Raw genomic sequence first — 15,645 nt, forward strand, 5'->3', positions numbered from 1 at the left:
GCTCTCCCGAGCTCCCCTATCACGGGGGCTGCCGCCCCGCCCCGGCCCGGCGGCCGAGGTCGCCGGACCGGGACGGAACGACCATTTTCTGTGATCACCTGTGTGCCCCCGGCATTTTGGTGCATCCTTGTCACGCCTTATACCGATATGACCACCGTGCAGTGGGTCGAGGAGTCCTGCACACCAGTCACCGACGCTCACAGGGACGAGAGGGATGGCAACGGGAGCGGATCGAGCACCCACCGAGCGCGCCGCGCTGGAACGCGCCTTCTGGGTCTGGCTGATCGTGGCGATCGTCGGCGGCGGCGCCTGGCTCGGAGCACTTCTGGCCGTGGACCAGGGCTCGCGGACCGTCGTCGCCGCGGGCGGCGGCGCGGGGACGCTCCTGGTGAGCCTCCTCGCCGGGACCGCGGCCTACTACGCCCAGTGCGCGCGAGCCGCCCGCGCCCGGCTGGCCCGGGTCGAGGGCGAGAGCGACCTCCTGGAGCGCCGGCTCCACGAGCTGGTCGACGGTCCCCTCCCGGCGCTGATCGAGCGGCTCCACGCCGGAGCCTCGCCGGACGAGACCCTGACCGAACTGCAGGCCGTCCCGAACCACCTGCTGGGCCGCCTGGTGCGCCTGGTCGCGGAGGGCGTCGCCGCGAGCGAGCGGCACGCGTCCCGGGCCGAGGCCGAGCTGGCCGCCCTGGAGGAGGAGGTCGACCGGCTCGCCGACTCGACGCTGCCCGTCCTCATCGAGCGGATCCGCGGCGACCGCGCCTCGGCCGCGTCCGTGCTGGCCGAGTTCCCGGCGCCCGCGCACGCCGCGCTCGACCGGCTCCTTCGCGCGCTCGCCGACGACGTGGCCGCCGGGGAGCGCACCCGGGCGGCGGCCATGGCGGCCTCCGCCGCCGCGGCGGCGCGGATCCAGGCGCAGACGACCCGCATGCTCGCCCAGCTCCGGGAGCTGGAGGACCGCTACAGCGAGGACGACGTCTTCGGCGACCTGCTCGACCTCGACCACCACGTCTCCCAGATGGGGCGCCTCGCCGACAGCATCGCGCTGCTCAGCGGCGGGCGCTCGGGGCGTCGCTGGACCAAGCCCATCGTGCTGGAGAGCGTCATCCGCGGCGCCATGGGGCGGATCGCCTCCTACCAGCGCGTCCAGTACCACTCGACCAGCACCGCCGCCATCGCCGGCTTCGCCGCCGAGGGCGTCATGCACGCGCTGGCCGAGCTGATGGACAACGCGGCCAACTTCTCCCCGCACGGCTCGGCCGTGCACGTCTACGCGGAGGAGGAGGACGCCGGGATCGTCATCACGATCGAGGACAGCGGGCTCGGGATGCGCCAGCGCGAGCGGGAGCGCGCCGAGCGGCTGGTCTCCGACGCCGCCGACCTGACGTCGCTGCCCGGCACCCGGCTGGGCCTCGCGGTGGTCGGGCGGCTGGCGGGCAAGCACGGCCTGCGCGTCAACTTCCGGCCGTCCTCGCGCGGCGGCGTCGGCGTCGTCGTGCTGATCCCGCGCCAGCTCGTCACCCACTCCGTCGGCGCCGCCGGCGCGGGAACCCTGGCGGAGTCCATCCGCAGCGCGCCCAGGAGCACCGGCGCGCGCGCCACCCGGCCCGCCCGTGAACCCGCCCCGGCCCTGGCCGCCGCAGCGGCGCCCGCGGCGCCCGCGGCGGACGGCTCGGACCCGGCGGCGTACCTGCCCAAGCGCCGCCGCGGCGCCACCCTCACCGACATGGTGGAGCCGCAGGCGGCCCCGCCTCCCCTCCCCCGCGACCCCGGGGCGCGGTTCGCCGCGTTCCGCGCGTCCACCTCGGGGAGCCACCGAACGACCGGCGGCGCCGAGACCGGCGCCGACCAGGAGGACCCGTCCACCGGAGTCCCCGATCAGTAGGCGCATGGCCCGGCGCGCCGTCCCGTGGACGGCGCGCCGGCCGACCGGTCCCGGCGGCCTCGTCCGGACCGCAGGATCGACAGATAGGAGGCAGGGGCCCGCGTCTGCGGCGGACGCAGCCCCGTGATCTCGATGAGCACCGATGAGCGCCGACTCGACTGGCTTCTGACGTCCCTCGCGGAACGGACGCCCGGCGTCCAGCACGTCCTGGTGCTGTCCAGGGACGGTCTGAAGATCTGCCACACGCCCGGCCTCGACGACGACCGGGCCGACCAGCTCGCGGCCATCGCCTCGGGCATCCAGAGCCTGTCCATGACCGCCTCCCACGAGTTCGGCCGGGGCGTCGGCGCCGGCCAGTCGATGGTGGAGTTCGCGGGCGGGCTGCTGCTGATCATCCCGGCGGGCGAGGGGGCGCACCTGGCCGTCGTGGCCCGCGACGACGCCGACGTCGGCCTGGTCGGGCACAGCATGAACGAACTGGTGGAGCAGATCGGCGGCTACCTGACCGCGGCTCCGCGCACCTCCGTTTCGAGATGAAACCGCGCCCCCTGGACCTCGACGATCCGGACCGGCTCTACACCGTGACCGGTGGCCGCAGCCGGGCCGGGGACGCGGACCTCGATCTCGTCACGCTGGTCGTCGCGGAGAACGACCCGGCACCGGGCATGCAGTCCGAGCACGTCGCGATCCTGCGGCTGTGCCGGAACGAGCCGGTGGCCGTGGTCGAGCTGTCCTCCCATCTGCGGCTGCCGGTGAGCGTCGTGAAGATCCTTCTTCTCGACCTGCGCGACACCGGCCACATCACCGTCCGCCATCCGACCTCGGCCACCGCGACCACCCACCTGGCCGACCTGGACACCCTGAAGGAGGTGCTCGATGGACTCAAAGCCCTCTGACCGCGCACCGGAGCCCGCGACCGCGCCCGCGGGCGGCGTCCCGCTGCGCAGCAGCGTCCGGGACGCGCTGAAGATCGTGATCGTGGGCGGGTTCGGCGTAGGGAAGACCACCATGGTCGGCTCGATCTCCGAGATCCGCCCGCTGAGCACCGAGGAGGTCATGACGAAGGCCGGCGTCGGCATCGACGACCCGAGCGCCGTCGCCGACAAACGGACCACCACGGTCGCCTTCGACTTCGGCCGGATCTCCCTGGACGCCCACCGCGTGCTCTACCTGTTCGGCGCCCCCGGCCAGCAGCGGTTCTGGTTCATCTGGGACCAGCTGTTCTCGGGCAGCCTGGGCGCGGTGGTGCTGGTGGACACGCGCCGCCTGGAGGAGTCCTTCTACCCGCTCGACCGGCTGGAGCACCACAAGATGCCGTTCGTGGTGGCGGTCAACCGGTTCGAGGGCCCCGAGCCGCGGCCCTCGCTGGACCTGGTCCGCGACGCGCTGTCGCTCCCCGCGGACGTCCCCCTGGTCGACTGCGACGCCCGGCAGCGCGAATCCTCCAAGAGCGTGCTGATCACACTCGTCCGGCACCTCACCACCCTCCACGATCCCGCCACGCTCCAGGAGGCCGCGCAGTGACCGACGAGACCGTCCGGCCGCCCGCCGACGAGAACGCCGTCCGCCTGTACGGGGAGGAGTTCGACCAGCGGCCGAAGGACTTCTTCGAGCGGATGCGGCGCGAGCACGGCCCCGTGGTGCCCGTCCTGCTCGAAGGCGACGTCCCCGCCTGGTACGTGATCGGGTACCGGGAGGTCAACCACGTCACCGGCAACCCCGGGCTGTTCGCCCGCGACACCCGCCGGTGGAACGCCTGGGACATGGTCCCCGAGAACTGGTCGCTGCTGCCGTTCGTCGGCTGGAACCCCTCGGTGATGCTCGCCGAGGGCGAGGAGCACCACCGGCGCAGCGCGGCGATCAGCGACGCGCTGGACGCCGTCGACCGCACCGAGCTGGCGGGCATCAGCGAGCGCGTCGCCGACCACCTGATCGACGAGTTCGCCGGGGACGGCGAGGCCGACCTCGGCACCCAGTTCGCCGACCGGCTCCCCCCGATGGTGATGGTCGGGATCTTCGGCGTCCCCGACGCCGAGGTGCCGGACATGATCCGCGACATCCAGGCCGTGGCGGGCTCCGACGAGACCGCCGTCGCGGCCTACCAGCGGCTCCAGGAGACCATGCGCCGGCTGGCCGAGACCCGCAGGGCGCACCCCGGCCCGGACGTCACCTCCCGCCTCCTCCAGCACCCCGCCGGCTACACCGTCGACGAGCTGATCAGCGACCTGATCCCCATGCTCAGCGCCGGGACGCTGCCCACCGGCCACTGGATCGGCAACACCCTGCGGCTGATGCTGGTGGACGACCAGTTCGCCGTGACCCTCCAGGGCGGCCGCGGCAGCGTCACGCAGGCCCTCAACCAGGTGCTGTGGGAGGACACGCCGTCCCAGAACAACATCGGCCGCTTCGCCGTGCGCTCCTGCGAGCTGGCCGGCCGCAAGATCCGTCCGGGCGACATGCTGATCCTCGGCTGGGCCGCGGCGAACGCCGACCCCCAGGTCCAGCCGCCCGCGCAGGGCGCCGGCGCGGGCAACCGCGCCCACCTGTCGTTCGGCCACGGCGACCACGGATGCCCCTACCCCGCTCCTGAACTGGCCGAGGTCGTCGCCAGGACCGCGGTCGAAGTCCTGCTCGACCGCCTGCCCGACATCGAACTCGCCGTCAAACCGGACGAACTCCTGTGGCTCCCGTCCTTCTGGGTCCGCCGCCTCGCCGCCCTCCCCGTCAAGTTCACCCCCACCCTGTCCCCCCACTGACCCCACGGCCGCCGTCCGCCGGGGTGAGCGTCCCGGCCTGAACACAGGAGGGGCCTCGCCCGGGAACATACCTATGGGTATGGTTCCGTACCATGGAGTATGGAGACGGGATCGTGCGCCGCGTGAGGGACCTCGCGCCGACGCTCGCCGAACGCGCGCCGGCCGCCGAGCGGGCACGGCGGCTGCCCGACGAGACCATCGCCGACCTGGCCGCGACCGGGCTCTTCGAGATGCTGGTGCCGAAGCGGTTCGGCGGGGCCGAGCGCGGGTTCGAGGAGATGGCGGCGGCGTGCCGGGAGGCGGGCGCCGGATGCGCCTCGACCGGGTGGCTGTCGGTCATCTACACGCTGCACAACTGGATGGTCGGGCTCTTCCCGGAGCGGGCGCAGGCCGAGGTCTGGGCGGACCGGCCGTACGCGCTGATCCCCTGCGTCCTCGCGCCGACCGGGACGGCGGCCCCCGCGGACGGCGGGCACCGGGTCACCGGGCGCTGGTCGTGGGGCAGCGGGGTGATGCACGCCGGGCACGTCATGGTCATGGCGCTGGTCACCGCGGGCGACGCGATCGAGCCGCGGCTGTTCCTGCTGCCGCGCGAGGAGGTGGCCGTCCACGACGTCTGGCACACCAGCGGGATGCGGGGCACCGGCAGCAACGACATCGAGGTGGCGGACGTGTTCGTCCCGGAGCACCGGTCGGCGCCGCTCGCCGACCTGGCGGAGGGGCGCTCGCCCGGATCCCTCGTCCACTCCGGGGCGCTCTACCGGACGCCGCTCGTCCCCGTGTTCGCGCTGACCTGCGCCGCGCCCGTGCTCGGCGTGGCCGAGGGCGTGCTGGCCCGGTTCGCCGAGCGGACCCGGAGCCGGGTGACGGCCTACTCCGGCGAGCGGCAGCGCGAGACCACCGGCGCGCAGATCCGGCTCGCGTCGGCGACCGCGGACCTGGCCGCCGCCCGGCTGCTGCTGGAGGACGCGCTGCGCGGCGTCGTCCGCGCCGTGGCGGAGGGGAACTGCGACCTGCGGCGGCGCGCCGGGGCCCGGCTGGCGGCGGCGCACGTCGCCGGGACCGCGCGGCGGGTCGTCAACGACCTGTGCTCGGCGGCCGGGGCGAGCGCGCAGTTCACCGGCTCGCCCTTCCAGCGGGCGCAGCGGGACGTGAATACGATCTCCGGGCACGTGGTGTTCGAACCGGACGCGGCGTACGCCCTCTACGGCAGGATCGAGCTGGGCCTGGACCCCGGCCCGGTGACCCTGGTGTGACGGCGTCCGCGCGGCGGAGACGGGAGGTGTGATGACGGCCCGCACGAGGGCGGCGCGGCCCAGGGTGGCGCGGCGCGACTGGATCGAGGCCGCCTACGGGGAGCTGGCCCGCGCCGGCGAGCGCGGCGTGGCGATCACCACGCTGGCGGCCCGGCTCGGCGTCACCAAGGGCAGCTTCTACTGGCACTTCCGCGACCGCCCGGAGCTGATGCGGGCGCTGCTGGACCGGTGGGCGCACGAGCGGACCGACGAGGTCCTGGGGCTGGCGCTCGGCAGCACCGCCGATCCGCGGGAGCGGCTGCGCCGCATCCAGGCGCTCGGCCGCGAGGTCGCCCCGGTCGACCGGGCGATGCGGCTGTGGGCCCAGGACGAGCCCGCGGCGGAGGAGGCGGTGCGGCACGCCGACCGGGCGCTGCTCGGGCACATCGCCGCGTGCCTGGAGGGCCTGGGGTTCGACGAGGAGGAGGCGTTCCTGCGGGCGCAGCTGATGCTGCGGGTCTGGGCCGGCGGCTACCTCGTGCCGGGGACCGGCCCCGACCCCCGGGAACGCATGCTGGAGATCCTCCTCGCCCCCTAGTCCCGCTCCCGGCGGACGAAGCCGTGCCGCGCCAGCACCTCGGCGAACTCCCGCCCGGCCGGGGTGAGCTCCTTGCCGAGGCCCCGGCACGCGGTGCAGCGCTCCTCTTCCGGCTCGTCCGGGCGGGCCCTCATGTGATCGTCGATGGCGCGTTCCACGGCGGTCACGATGGCGGGCTCGGCGGCCGCGACGCGCTCGGGCGCGGCGGCGGGCGGGACGCCCGGGACGGGACGCCACTCGTGGGCGCGGCGGGCGGCCTGGGCGACCGCGATCAGCTCGCCGGCCCGGCGGTGCCAGGCGAGCCACTGCTCGTTCGGGGTGCTGCCCGTCCCTCCGCACACCGCGCAGTCGTCCTCCAGCGCCTCCAGCAGCCGCGACAGGAGCCCGGCGCTCGCCGCCCGGTCACCCGTCCGGTCACCCCGCGCTGGCTTCACGAATCCCTGTCCGTTCACGATCGCGTCGGCCGGGCCCCGCCGGGCCCACCCTCTCGTACGCGCCCCGGCGCCGCGGGGTTCGGATCCGCGCCGGTCGTCGCGGCGCACCGGGCGCCTCGATGTCCGGAACCGGACACCGTCCACCGGTTCGCCGGGGCGGGTCGCGCGGCCGTCGAGCCCGTCGCGGACCGCCCCGCCGCCATCGGCCGGCACCCTCGCGCCGCCGGGCGTTTCCGCCCGCCGCCGCAGGCCGCACCGGACGCGGCCGTGCATCGCGCCGGTCCGAGCCTCTATCGTGGTACCGCCCGCGACCGTACCGCCCGGCCCAGACCGGGGGCGGCGCGGCGGGGCCACCGGGGGCGAGTGAGATGCCGCCGGCGGGGACTCCGTGCGAAAGGCTGGGGTGTGAGTCAGCGACGACCGCGGCCGTCAGGCGAAGAGCAGGCGGGAGCAGGACACGGCGCCGTCCCGGACGACGTCGCCGTCGCCGTGGAACGCGTGCTGAGCTCGACGGCGCTGCTCTGGAACCGCGCCGACCAGGGCCTCGAACCCGCCATCTCGCCGATCCAGCTGCGCGCCGTCGAGGTGATCGCGCGGTTCGGCCGGCCGAACCTCGGCGGGCTCGCCGAGGAGCTCGGCGCGATCCCCTCGTCCACGAGCCGGCTCTGCGACCGGCTGGAGGCGGCCGGGCTGATCGCGCGGGAGACCGCCCGCGTCGACCGCCGCGAGATCGTGCTGCGGCTGACCGACCAGGGCGAACGCCTGCACGCCGAGCTGGTCCGGCGGCGCCGCGCGGCCGTGCGCGACGTCCTGGCGCAGATGTCGCCGGCCTCCCGCGGGCGGCTGCTCGACGCGCTCACCGAGTTCGGCCAGGCGAGCGAGCGGGGCGAGCGCGGCGGGAGGGGGATGCCCGGGTCCCGGACGGCTTGACCGCCCTCCGCCCGACCCGGCGCGAACCCCTTCTCCCGCGGCTCGATATCAAGTATTTGCCATACGGCAAACTCTTTGGCAGTCTTCCCCTGCGGTCCTGCGTCCGAGACGCGGCGGACCCGATGGCAGAGCCGCATTCCCGCGGTTGGACGGCCGGTCGAGGGGGGCACGGCCGTTCCCGCGGTCCGGCGTCCCAGAACCGGACCGCGCGGGGGACGCGGCCGCGTCCGGCGCGTCGGCAGGCAGTGATGAGATGGGGTCGCAATGAGTACGCACGGCCGCCCGGCCAGGGATGAGCACGGCCGCCCGGCCAGGGATGAGCACGGCCGCCAGGCCGGGGTCGGGCAGGGACGCCCCGGCGGAGGCGGGGGCAGGCGCACGGCCAGGGTCGAGCGGGCGCTGCGCGCCGCCCCGGCGTACGCACTGCCCGAGGTGCTGGCCGCGACGCTCTCGCGGGAGTACCCCGCCGTCTCCGCCGCCCGGCTCCTGGTCTGCGACTACCACTCGCGCGCCCTCATGCCGGTCGCGCCGCTTCTGGCCACGCCCCACCCGGACAGCTTGGCCCTGACCGTTCCGGACGCCGAGGTGGCGGCCGCCGAGGAGGCGGCCGAGGAGGGCGTCGAGGCGATCGGGATCCGGCAGAGCCCGGCCGGGCGGTCGTTCATCACCGGCCGCGTCCTCGCGTCCCCCGAGGGGGACGGTGACGAGGCCGCCGAGACCGTGACCTATATACCGGTCCGCGCGCGCGGCGAGCGGATCGGCGTCCTGGAGCTCACTTCGTCCGGCCCCTGGAGCGCGGACGAGGTCGGCGAGCTGGCCGAGATCGGCGAGCTGGTCGGCAGCGCGCTGAAGGTCGCGTGGAACCGGACCGACCGGTACGAGCGGGCCAGGCGGCGGCACCGCCTCACCCTCGCCGCGGAACTGCAGTGGCAGCTCCTGCCCGGCCACGCCCACGCGGACGACTCGTTCAGCCTGGCGGGACATCTGGAGCCGGCCTACTCGATCGGCGGCGACAACTTCGACTGGTCCGTCGAGCACGACCATCTGGCGCTGACCGTGACCAACGGCTCGGGCACGGGCATCAACGCGGCCCTGCTGACGTCCCTGACCGTCGGCGCGCTGCGCAACGCCCGCCGGTCCGGTGCCGACCTCGGCGAGCAGGCGAGCCTGGCCAACGACATGGTGCACGTGCGGCACGGCGGCCGGGAGTTCACCGAGACCCTCGTCATGCGGATCGACCTCGCCGACGGGACCGTGCACGTCATCGACGCGGGGTCCCCGAGGATCCTGCTGCTGCGCGGCACCGAGGTGACGGCGGTGCCGCTGGAGCAGCAGATGCCGCTCGGCATGTTCCCCGACACCGAGTACCGGCCCCAGCGCTTCCCCCTCGAACCCGGCGACCGGCTGGTCATCGTCAGCGACGGCGTCTTCGCGGCGCGGGCCCCGTCCGGCGAGTACGGAACGCACGCGCTGGAGCAGGCCACCCGGCGGAGCCGGCTGCAGCCCGCGGCGGAGGTCCCGCTGACCGTGATCGACGAGCTCATCGAGTTCCACGAGGGCGCCGACCTGGCCGACGACGCCGTCGTGGTGTGCTTCGACTGGCACCGGCCGTCCGGCGGCTCCTCGCCGGACCCGCGCGGCGAGGCCGTGCGCGGCGGGTCCGCGATCTGACCGGGACCGCCCGCGGAGCGGCGGCCCGGGGGCAGTAACCTTCCGGTTACTTGACAGCGAGGAACCGGGAGAGCGCCGATGGGCGAACTGACCGCCGCGGAGACCGTCCGCGCCGCCGACAGGATCATTCACGGTGTCGGGTCGCGGTGGATGCTGTCGCGCAGGACGGCGGAGCACGGCAAGGAGCAGGGGTACGACAATCCGTTCGCGTACTACTTCGCCGGGCGCGGCGGGGTGCTCGGCGACGTCGACGCCGACGTCGTCGCGGCGGCGCTCGGCTGGTTCGAGCCGGGGTTCGTCCGCCCCCAGTGGGAGGAGGGCGTCGCGGTCGCCGGGGCGCGCGAGGCGACGCGGCGGTACGCCCTCGGATGCGCGGCCTGGGGCGAGTCGCACCTGCCGGACGACCCGCGCCTGTGCGAGCTGGCCGAGCGGGTGGCGCGCGCCGCCGAGGGGTCGGGGCTGCCGCTGTTCTGCGGCTGGCGCGCCGAACCGCTGCCGGACGGCTCCCGGGCCCGGCTCATGCAGCTGGTGCAGGTGCTGCGGGAGCTGCGCGGCGGGCTGCATCTCGTCGCGACGACCTCCGTCGGGCTCTCCCCGCTGGAGGCGATCCTGACCCAGGACGGGCCCGACACCGCGCGCTTCTTCGGCTGGCAGGGCGACCTCCCCGACTGCGCGGCGCTCAGACCGCGCCGGGCGGAGGCCGAGGAGATCACCGACCGGCTGTCCGCCGCCGTCTACGAGCGGGCGCTGTCCCCGTCCGAGCGCGCCGAGTTCGCGGAGCGGATGGGCGCGGTCGGCGCGGCCGTCCTGCGCTGAGCGGTTCCGCGGAGCACCCGGTGCACCGGTCGAAGGACGGCGCCCCGTTCACGCTCCGCGCACCCCCGTGTTTCGCGGGACGGGCGGCGGGTAGGTCGGCGGCGGGCCGAGCCGAGAAGGGCGGTGGGACGTGGGCGTTCGCACATGGATCGAGTCGTGGCCCGTCTACCGCCAGTTCACCGGCGACGACCCCCTCGGGCGGGGAGCGGCGTCCAAGAGCGCCCGCACCGAACGGATCAGGCCGCGGGTGAGCACCGCCGACGAGGTCGTGAAGTCCGTCTGCCCGTACTGCGCGGTCGGCTGCGGGCAGGACGTGTACGTCAAGGACGGCAAGGTCACCCAGATCGAGGGCGACCCCGACTCGCCGGTCAGCCGCGGGCGGCTGTGCCCGAAGGGATCGGCGAGCCTCCAGCTGACGACCGGGCCGGCCCGCGAGCACCGGGTGCTGTACCGGCGCCCGCACGGCACCGGGTGGGAGCCGCTCGACCTCGACACGGCCATGGACATGATCGCCGACCGGGTGATCGAGGCCCGCCGGCACGGCTGGCAGTGGGAGCAGGACGACGTGCGGGTGCGGCGGACGCTGGGCTTCGCGAGCCTCGGCGGCGCCACGCTCGACAACGAGGAGAACTACCTGATCAAGAAGCTGTTCACCGCGCTCGGCGCGGTGCAGATCGAGAATCAGGCCCGCATTTGACACTCCTCCACCGTCCCCGGTCTGGGGACCTCGTTCGGACGCGGCGGCGCGACCACCTTCCAGCAGGATCTGCAGCACGCGGACTGCATCGTCATCCAGGGCTCGAACATGGCCGAGTGCCATCCGGTCGGGTTCCAGTGGGTGATGGAGGCGAAGGCGCGCGGGGCGAAGCTGATCCACGTGGACCCGCGGTTCACGCGGACGAGCGCGCTCGCCGACGCGCACGTCCCGCTGCGCGCGGGAAGTGACATCGCGTTCCTCGGCGGGATCATCAACTACGTCCTGCGGAACGAGAAGTACTTCCGCGACTACGTCGTCCCCTACACCAACGCGTCGGTGATCCTCACCGAGGAGTTCCGCGACACCGAGGACCTGGACGGCGTGTTCTCCGGCCTGGACCCGGAGAAGCGCGGCTACGACCACCGGACGTGGCAGTACGAGGGCATGGAGGTCCAGGCCGCCTCCGGCGAGCGCGACATGGAGTACGAGGACCGCGTCGGGCCGGTCGAGGAGGCGGCGCGCGGCGAGGCGCACGGTTCGGGCGGCGCGGCGATCGGCGTGGGCGACCCGGAGCGGGACCCGACGCTGGAGCATCCGCGGTGCGTGTTCCAGGTGCTGAAGCGGCACTACGCGCGGTACACGCCGGAGATGGTCGAGCGGATCTGCGGCGTCCCCCGCGACCAGTTCCTCAAGGTCTGCGAGATGGTCACCGAGAACTCCGGCCGCGACCGGACGACCGCGTTCGCGTACGCGGTGGGCTGGACGCAGCACACGGTCGGGGTCCAGTACATCCGCGCGGCGTCGGTGCTACAGGGGCTGCTCGGCAACATCGGCCGCCCCGGCGGCGGCATCCTGGCGCTGCGCGGCCACGCGTCCATCCAGGGTTCGACGGACATCCCGACGCTGTTCAACCTGCTGCCCGGCTACATCCCGATGCCGCACGCCCACGGCAACGAGGACCTGGACACCTTCATCGAAGCGGAGGCGGCGCGCAAGGGCTTCTGGGGCGACATGCGCTCCTACATGGTCAGCCTGCTGAAGGCGTACTGGGGCGACGCGGCGACGGCCGACAACGACTACCGCTTCGACTACCTGCCGCGGCTGACCGGCTCCCACAGCACCTACGAGACCTCCATGGCGCAGATCGACGGGGTGTGCAAGGGCTACTTCCTGATGGGCGAGAACCCGGCCGTCGGGTCGGCCAACGCCAAGATCCAGCGGCTCGGGATGGCCAACCTCGACTGGCTCGTCGTCCGCGACTTCTCGCTGATCGAGTCGGCGACGTGGTGGAAGGACGGCCCGGAGATCGAGTCGGGCGAGATGCGCACCGAGGACATCGGCACCGAGGTGTTCTTCCTGCCCGCCGCCGCGCACACCGAGAAGGACGGCAGCTTCACCAACACGCAGCGGATGCTCCAGTGGCACCACAAGGCCGTGGAGCCCGCCGGGGACACGCGCAGCGACCTGTGGTTCACCTACCACCTCGGCCGCATCATCCGGGAGAAGCTCGCCGGGTCCGCCGACGACATGGACCGGCCGGTCCTCGACCTCACGTGGGACTACCCGACCAGGGGCGATCTCGCGGAGCCGGACGCCGAGGCCGTGCTCGCCGAGATCAACGGCCGGGACGCGGACGGGAACCCGCTGTCGTCCTACACGCAGCTGAAGGACGACGGTTCCACCTCGTGCGGCTGCTGGATCTACTGCGGCTGCTTCGCCGACGGCGTCAACCAGACCGCGCGCCGCAAGCCCGGCAAGGACCAGAGCTGGGTGGCGCCCGAGTGGGGCTGGGCGTGGCCGATGAACCGCCGCATCCTCTACAACCGGGCGTCCGCCGACCCGGACGGCAAGCCGTGGAGCGACCGCAAGGCGCTCATCTGGTGGGACGCCGAGGAGGGCAAGTGGACGGGCCACGACGTGCCCGACTTCATCGCCGACCGCCCGCCCGACTACAAGCCCCCGCGCGACGCGACGGGTCCGGACGCGCTCGCCGGCAACGACCCGTTCATCATGCAGGCCGACGGCAAGGCGTGGCTGTACGTGCCCGCCGGCCTGACCGACGGCCCGCTTCCGACGCACTACGAGCCGCAGGACTCGCCGTTCCGGAACGCGCTGTACAAGCAGCAGCGCAACCCCGTCCGACACCTGGCGCCGCCGCATCCCGACAACCGGTACGCGCCGAGCGGCACGGAGCCCGGGGCCGAGATCTATCCGTACGTGGCGACGACGTACCGGCTCACCGAGCACCACACGGCGGGCGGCATGTCGCGCTGGCAGCCGTACCTGGCGGAGCTGCAACCGGAGTTCTTCTGCGAGGTCTCGCCGGAACTGGCGGCCGAGCGGCGCCTGGAGCACGGCGGGTGGGCGACGATCGTCAGCCCGCGCGCCGTCGTGGAGGCGCGGGTCCTGGTGACCGAGCGCATGTCGCCGCTGACCGTGGACGGCCGCAAGCTCCACCAGGTCGGACTGCCCTACCACTGGGGCCCGAACGGCTACAGCCGCGGCGACGCGGCCAACGAGCTGCTGCACCTGTCCCTGGACCCGAACACCCACATCCAGGAGGCGAAGGCGCTGTCGGTCGACATCCGCCCGGGCCGCCGCCCGCGCGGCCCCGCCGCCCCCGCCCTCGTCCGCGAGTACCAGCGACGAGCCGGCATCACCGACCAAACCGGAACCGAGTTGTAGGGCCTTTCTCTCCTCCTTCGGGCCTGGCGGCCCTCCATCGTCGAGAAACGCGGGCGATCGCTGGCATCGCTCCGACTCGCCCAGAGGCTCGCTGCGCGATCAGGTTCTCGCGAGCTCGAACCTGCCTTCGGACGCGATCGCGACCATCCCCGGTCGTCGCGGGGTCTCGGAACCCGGGCTTCAGCGGACGATCAGGGGGTGGTCGGCTGCGGGGATGAGTTCGCCTATGACAGGGGCGCCGGGGATCTCGCCTGCGAGCAGGAGGCCGCCGGAGGTCTGGGCGTCGGCGAGCAGCAGGCGGTCGTCCTCGCCAACGGCGCCGAAGTCGGTGTGCGGGGCCACCCAGTCGAGGTTGCGGCGGGTGCCGCCGCTGACGTACCCGTCGCGCAGGGACGCGCGGGCGCCGTCGAGGTAGGGGACGGCGGCGGCGTCGACCAGGGCGGTCACGCCGGACGCGCGGGCCATCTTGTAGAGATGGCCGAGCAGCCCGAAGCCGGTCACGTCGGTGGCGCAGGCGATCCCGGCGTCCAGCGCGGCGGCGGACGCGTCGCGGTTCAGCGCGGCCATGGTCGCGACGGCGTGCGGGAAGACCTCGCCCGTCGCCTTGTGCCGGTTGTTCAGGACGCCGAGGCCGAGGGGCTTGGTGAGGCTGAGCGGCGTGCCCGGCTTGCCGGTGTCGTTGCGCAGGAGGCGGGCGGGGTCGGCGACCCCGGTGACGGCCATGCCGTACTTGGGCTCGGGGTCGTCGACGCTGTGGCCGCCGCCGACGTGGCAGCCCGCCTCGGCGGCGACGTCGAGGCCGCCGCGCAGGACCTCGCGCGCCAGGTCGAACGGCAGGACGTCGCGGGGCCAGGCGAGCAGGTTCACCGCCACGACGGGACTGCCGCCGATCGCGTAGACGTCGGACAGGGCGTTGGCGGCGGCGATGCGCCCCCAGTCGTAGGGGTCGTCGACGACGGGCGTGAAGAAGTCGGCGGTGGCGACGGCGGCGAGGCCGTCGCGGAGCCGGACCACGGCCGCGTCGTCGCCGGTGTCCAGGCCGACGAGCAGGTCGGCGTTGGGCGAGGCGGGCGCGGCGCCGAGGCCGGCGACGACCTCTTCGAGCTCGCCGGGCGGGATCTTGCAGGCGCAGCCGCCGCCGTGCGCGTACTGCGTGAGCCGTTTCTGGGTCGCGTCGGTCATGGTGGCCTTCCGGTGCAGCGGCGGCGGAGGTCGTCGACCCGGACCGTGTAGCCGCGGTCGTCCAGGTACTCCAGGAGCGGGACGGCGACGCGGCGGGTGGTGCCGAGCGCGCGGCGCGCCTCGCTCAGCGTGAACGGGCCGCCGAGCCCGGCGAGCAGTCCGGCGGCGCGGGCGTCGTCGCCGGGCAGCAGGACGACACCGTCGGCCACCTTGAGCAGCGCGCCGGTCGCGGCGGCGACGGCGAGCAGCTTCGGCGTGAGACCGAGTTCGGCGAGCCGGTTCGCGTCCGGCGCCTGGAACGGGGCCGCGGCCAGGTCGCGGCGGACGGCGTCGACGGCCTCGCGCACGGGCGGCGGCAGCTCGGGCGCGGTCGTCCGGCCGTAGATCCTGCCGTCGCGCCGCAGGAGGCCCCCGGCGAGCGCGTCGACGAGGACGCGGTCGGGGAGGCCGAGGGCGCGGCGCGCGGCGTCGGCCGGGAGGCCGGGGTCGGTGGGGTTCGCCGCGGCGTGCTCCTCGACGGCCGACGCGAGGCGCCCGCGCAGGTCCGCCCAGAGCGCGGGGTCGGCGAGCCACTCCCCCGCCACCGGCTCGAAGGGGACGGGCACTCCCATCGCGACCAGGTCCGGCCGCCTGATCAGGCCCCGGCGGCGGACCTCCTCGGCGCCGTCCGGGCGCCCGGTCATGGCGGCAGCGGTGCAGGGGGTCAGCAGCCGGAGGGTGGCCACGCCGGGCTTGAACAGCGGCTGCTTGGAGGCGGGG

At 74.3% G+C, this 15,645-nt stretch carries 14 protein-coding genes; 11 read left to right on the top strand and 3 right to left on the bottom strand.

The features are described from left to right. Positions 1-214 precede the first annotated feature (214 nt). The 7 genes from AB0C69_RS21505 (at position 215) to AB0C69_RS21535 (ending at position 6,471) form a co-directional block, all read left to right on the top strand. A complete protein-coding gene (locus AB0C69_RS21505; RefSeq protein WP_360356107.1) occupies positions 215-1,882 on the top strand; it encodes an ATP-binding protein in 1,668 nt (555 codons plus the stop codon). A gap of 132 nt (positions 1,883-2,014) precedes the next feature. Next, positions 2,015-2,419, top strand: coding sequence for a roadblock/LC7 domain-containing protein (locus AB0C69_RS21510; RefSeq protein WP_360356109.1), 405 nt, complete (start codon positions 2,015-2,017; stop codon positions 2,417-2,419). Then, complete coding sequence (locus tag AB0C69_RS21515) at positions 2,416-2,778, top strand: DUF742 domain-containing protein (protein ID WP_345175651.1); 363 nt, start codon at positions 2,416-2,418, stop codon at positions 2,776-2,778. Before AB0C69_RS21510 ends, AB0C69_RS21515 begins: the two co-directional genes overlap by 4 nt. Continuing rightward, a complete protein-coding gene (locus tag AB0C69_RS21520; RefSeq protein WP_345175653.1) occupies positions 2,759-3,406 on the top strand; it encodes an ATP/GTP-binding protein in 648 nt (215 codons plus the stop codon). The genes AB0C69_RS21515 and AB0C69_RS21520 overlap by 20 nt, the downstream gene beginning before the upstream one ends. Next, entirely contained in the window at positions 3,403-4,638 is a 1,236-nt protein-coding gene (locus AB0C69_RS21525) for a cytochrome P450 (RefSeq protein WP_353835310.1), read from the top strand. Before AB0C69_RS21520 ends, AB0C69_RS21525 begins: the two co-directional genes overlap by 4 nt. Positions 4,639-4,730: 92 nt before the next feature. Further along, a complete protein-coding gene (locus tag AB0C69_RS21530) occupies positions 4,731-5,894 on the top strand; it encodes an acyl-CoA dehydrogenase family protein (RefSeq protein ID WP_360356114.1) in 1,164 nt (387 codons plus the stop codon). A 31-nt stretch (positions 5,895-5,925) separates the two neighbouring features. Further along, entirely contained in the window at positions 5,926-6,471 is a 546-nt protein-coding gene (locus AB0C69_RS21535) for a TetR/AcrR family transcriptional regulator (RefSeq protein ID WP_360356117.1), read from the top strand. Here the strand turns inward: AB0C69_RS21535 and AB0C69_RS21540 are convergent. Then, complete coding sequence (locus AB0C69_RS21540; protein WP_360356120.1) at positions 6,468-6,905, bottom strand: hypothetical protein; 438 nt, start codon at positions 6,903-6,905, stop codon at positions 6,468-6,470. The two genes, AB0C69_RS21535 and AB0C69_RS21540, sit on opposite strands and share 4 nt — an antisense overlap. A gap of 405 nt (positions 6,906-7,310) precedes the next feature. Here AB0C69_RS21540 and AB0C69_RS21545 point away from each other — a divergent pair, with 405 nt between their 5' ends. The 4 genes from AB0C69_RS21545 to fdh all read left to right on the top strand — a co-directional run bounded on the left by AB0C69_RS21545 (position 7,311) and on the right by fdh (position 13,704). Then, a complete protein-coding gene (locus AB0C69_RS21545) occupies positions 7,311-7,835 on the top strand; it encodes a MarR family transcriptional regulator (protein ID WP_345175664.1) in 525 nt (174 codons plus the stop codon). Positions 7,836-8,099: 264 nt separating this feature from the next. Then, positions 8,100-9,506, top strand: coding sequence for a PP2C family protein-serine/threonine phosphatase (locus AB0C69_RS21550; RefSeq protein ID WP_360356124.1), 1,407 nt, complete (start codon positions 8,100-8,102; stop codon positions 9,504-9,506). Between the two features lie 78 nt (positions 9,507-9,584). Beyond that, positions 9,585-10,322: a hypothetical protein gene (locus tag AB0C69_RS21555; protein ID WP_360356127.1), complete on the top strand. Its 738-nt coding sequence runs from the start codon at positions 9,585-9,587 to the stop codon at positions 10,320-10,322. 130 nt (positions 10,323-10,452) lie between these two features. Next, positions 10,453-13,704, top strand: a complete 3,252-nt coding sequence (fdh, locus tag AB0C69_RS21560) for a formate dehydrogenase (protein WP_360356130.1) — start codon at positions 10,453-10,455, stop codon at positions 13,702-13,704. 180 nt (positions 13,705-13,884) lie between these two features. Here fdh and selD read toward each other — a convergent pair whose 3' ends face one another. Beyond that, a complete protein-coding gene (gene selD, locus AB0C69_RS21565; protein WP_360356133.1) occupies positions 13,885-14,886 on the bottom strand; it encodes a selenide, water dikinase SelD in 1,002 nt (333 codons plus the stop codon). Continuing rightward, positions 14,883-15,645: SelB C-terminal domain-containing protein (locus AB0C69_RS21570; RefSeq protein WP_360356136.1), on the bottom strand; the 763-nt coding region annotated here is incomplete at its 5' end. The genes selD and AB0C69_RS21570, both read right to left, overlap by 4 nt.

This window comes from Actinomadura sp. NPDC048032, assembly GCF_040653175.1.
Classification (GTDB): domain Bacteria; phylum Actinomycetota; class Actinomycetes; order Streptosporangiales; family Streptosporangiaceae; genus Spirillospora; species Spirillospora verrucosospora.

Coding starts and splice junctions, on each gene's coding strand:
- AB0C69_RS21505 (WP_360356107.1), top strand. CDS start 215: ATGGCAACGGGAGCGGATCGAGCACCCACCGAGCGCGCCGCGCTGGAA.
- AB0C69_RS21510 (WP_360356109.1), top strand. CDS start 2,015: ATGAGCACCGATGAGCGCCGACTCGACTGGCTTCTGACGTCCCTCGCG.
- AB0C69_RS21515 (WP_345175651.1), top strand. CDS start 2,416: ATGAAACCGCGCCCCCTGGACCTCGACGATCCGGACCGGCTCTACACC.
- AB0C69_RS21520 (WP_345175653.1), top strand. CDS start 2,759: ATGGACTCAAAGCCCTCTGACCGCGCACCGGAGCCCGCGACCGCGCCC.
- AB0C69_RS21530 (WP_360356114.1), top strand. CDS start 4,731: ATGGAGTATGGAGACGGGATCGTGCGCCGCGTGAGGGACCTCGCGCCG.
- AB0C69_RS21535 (WP_360356117.1), top strand. CDS start 5,926: ATGACGGCCCGCACGAGGGCGGCGCGGCCCAGGGTGGCGCGGCGCGAC.
- AB0C69_RS21550 (WP_360356124.1), top strand. CDS start 8,100: ATGAGTACGCACGGCCGCCCGGCCAGGGATGAGCACGGCCGCCCGGCC.
- AB0C69_RS21555 (WP_360356127.1), top strand. CDS start 9,585: ATGGGCGAACTGACCGCCGCGGAGACCGTCCGCGCCGCCGACAGGATC.
- selD (WP_360356133.1), bottom strand. CDS start 14,886: ATGACCGACGCGACCCAGAAACGGCTCACGCAGTACGCGCACGGCGGC.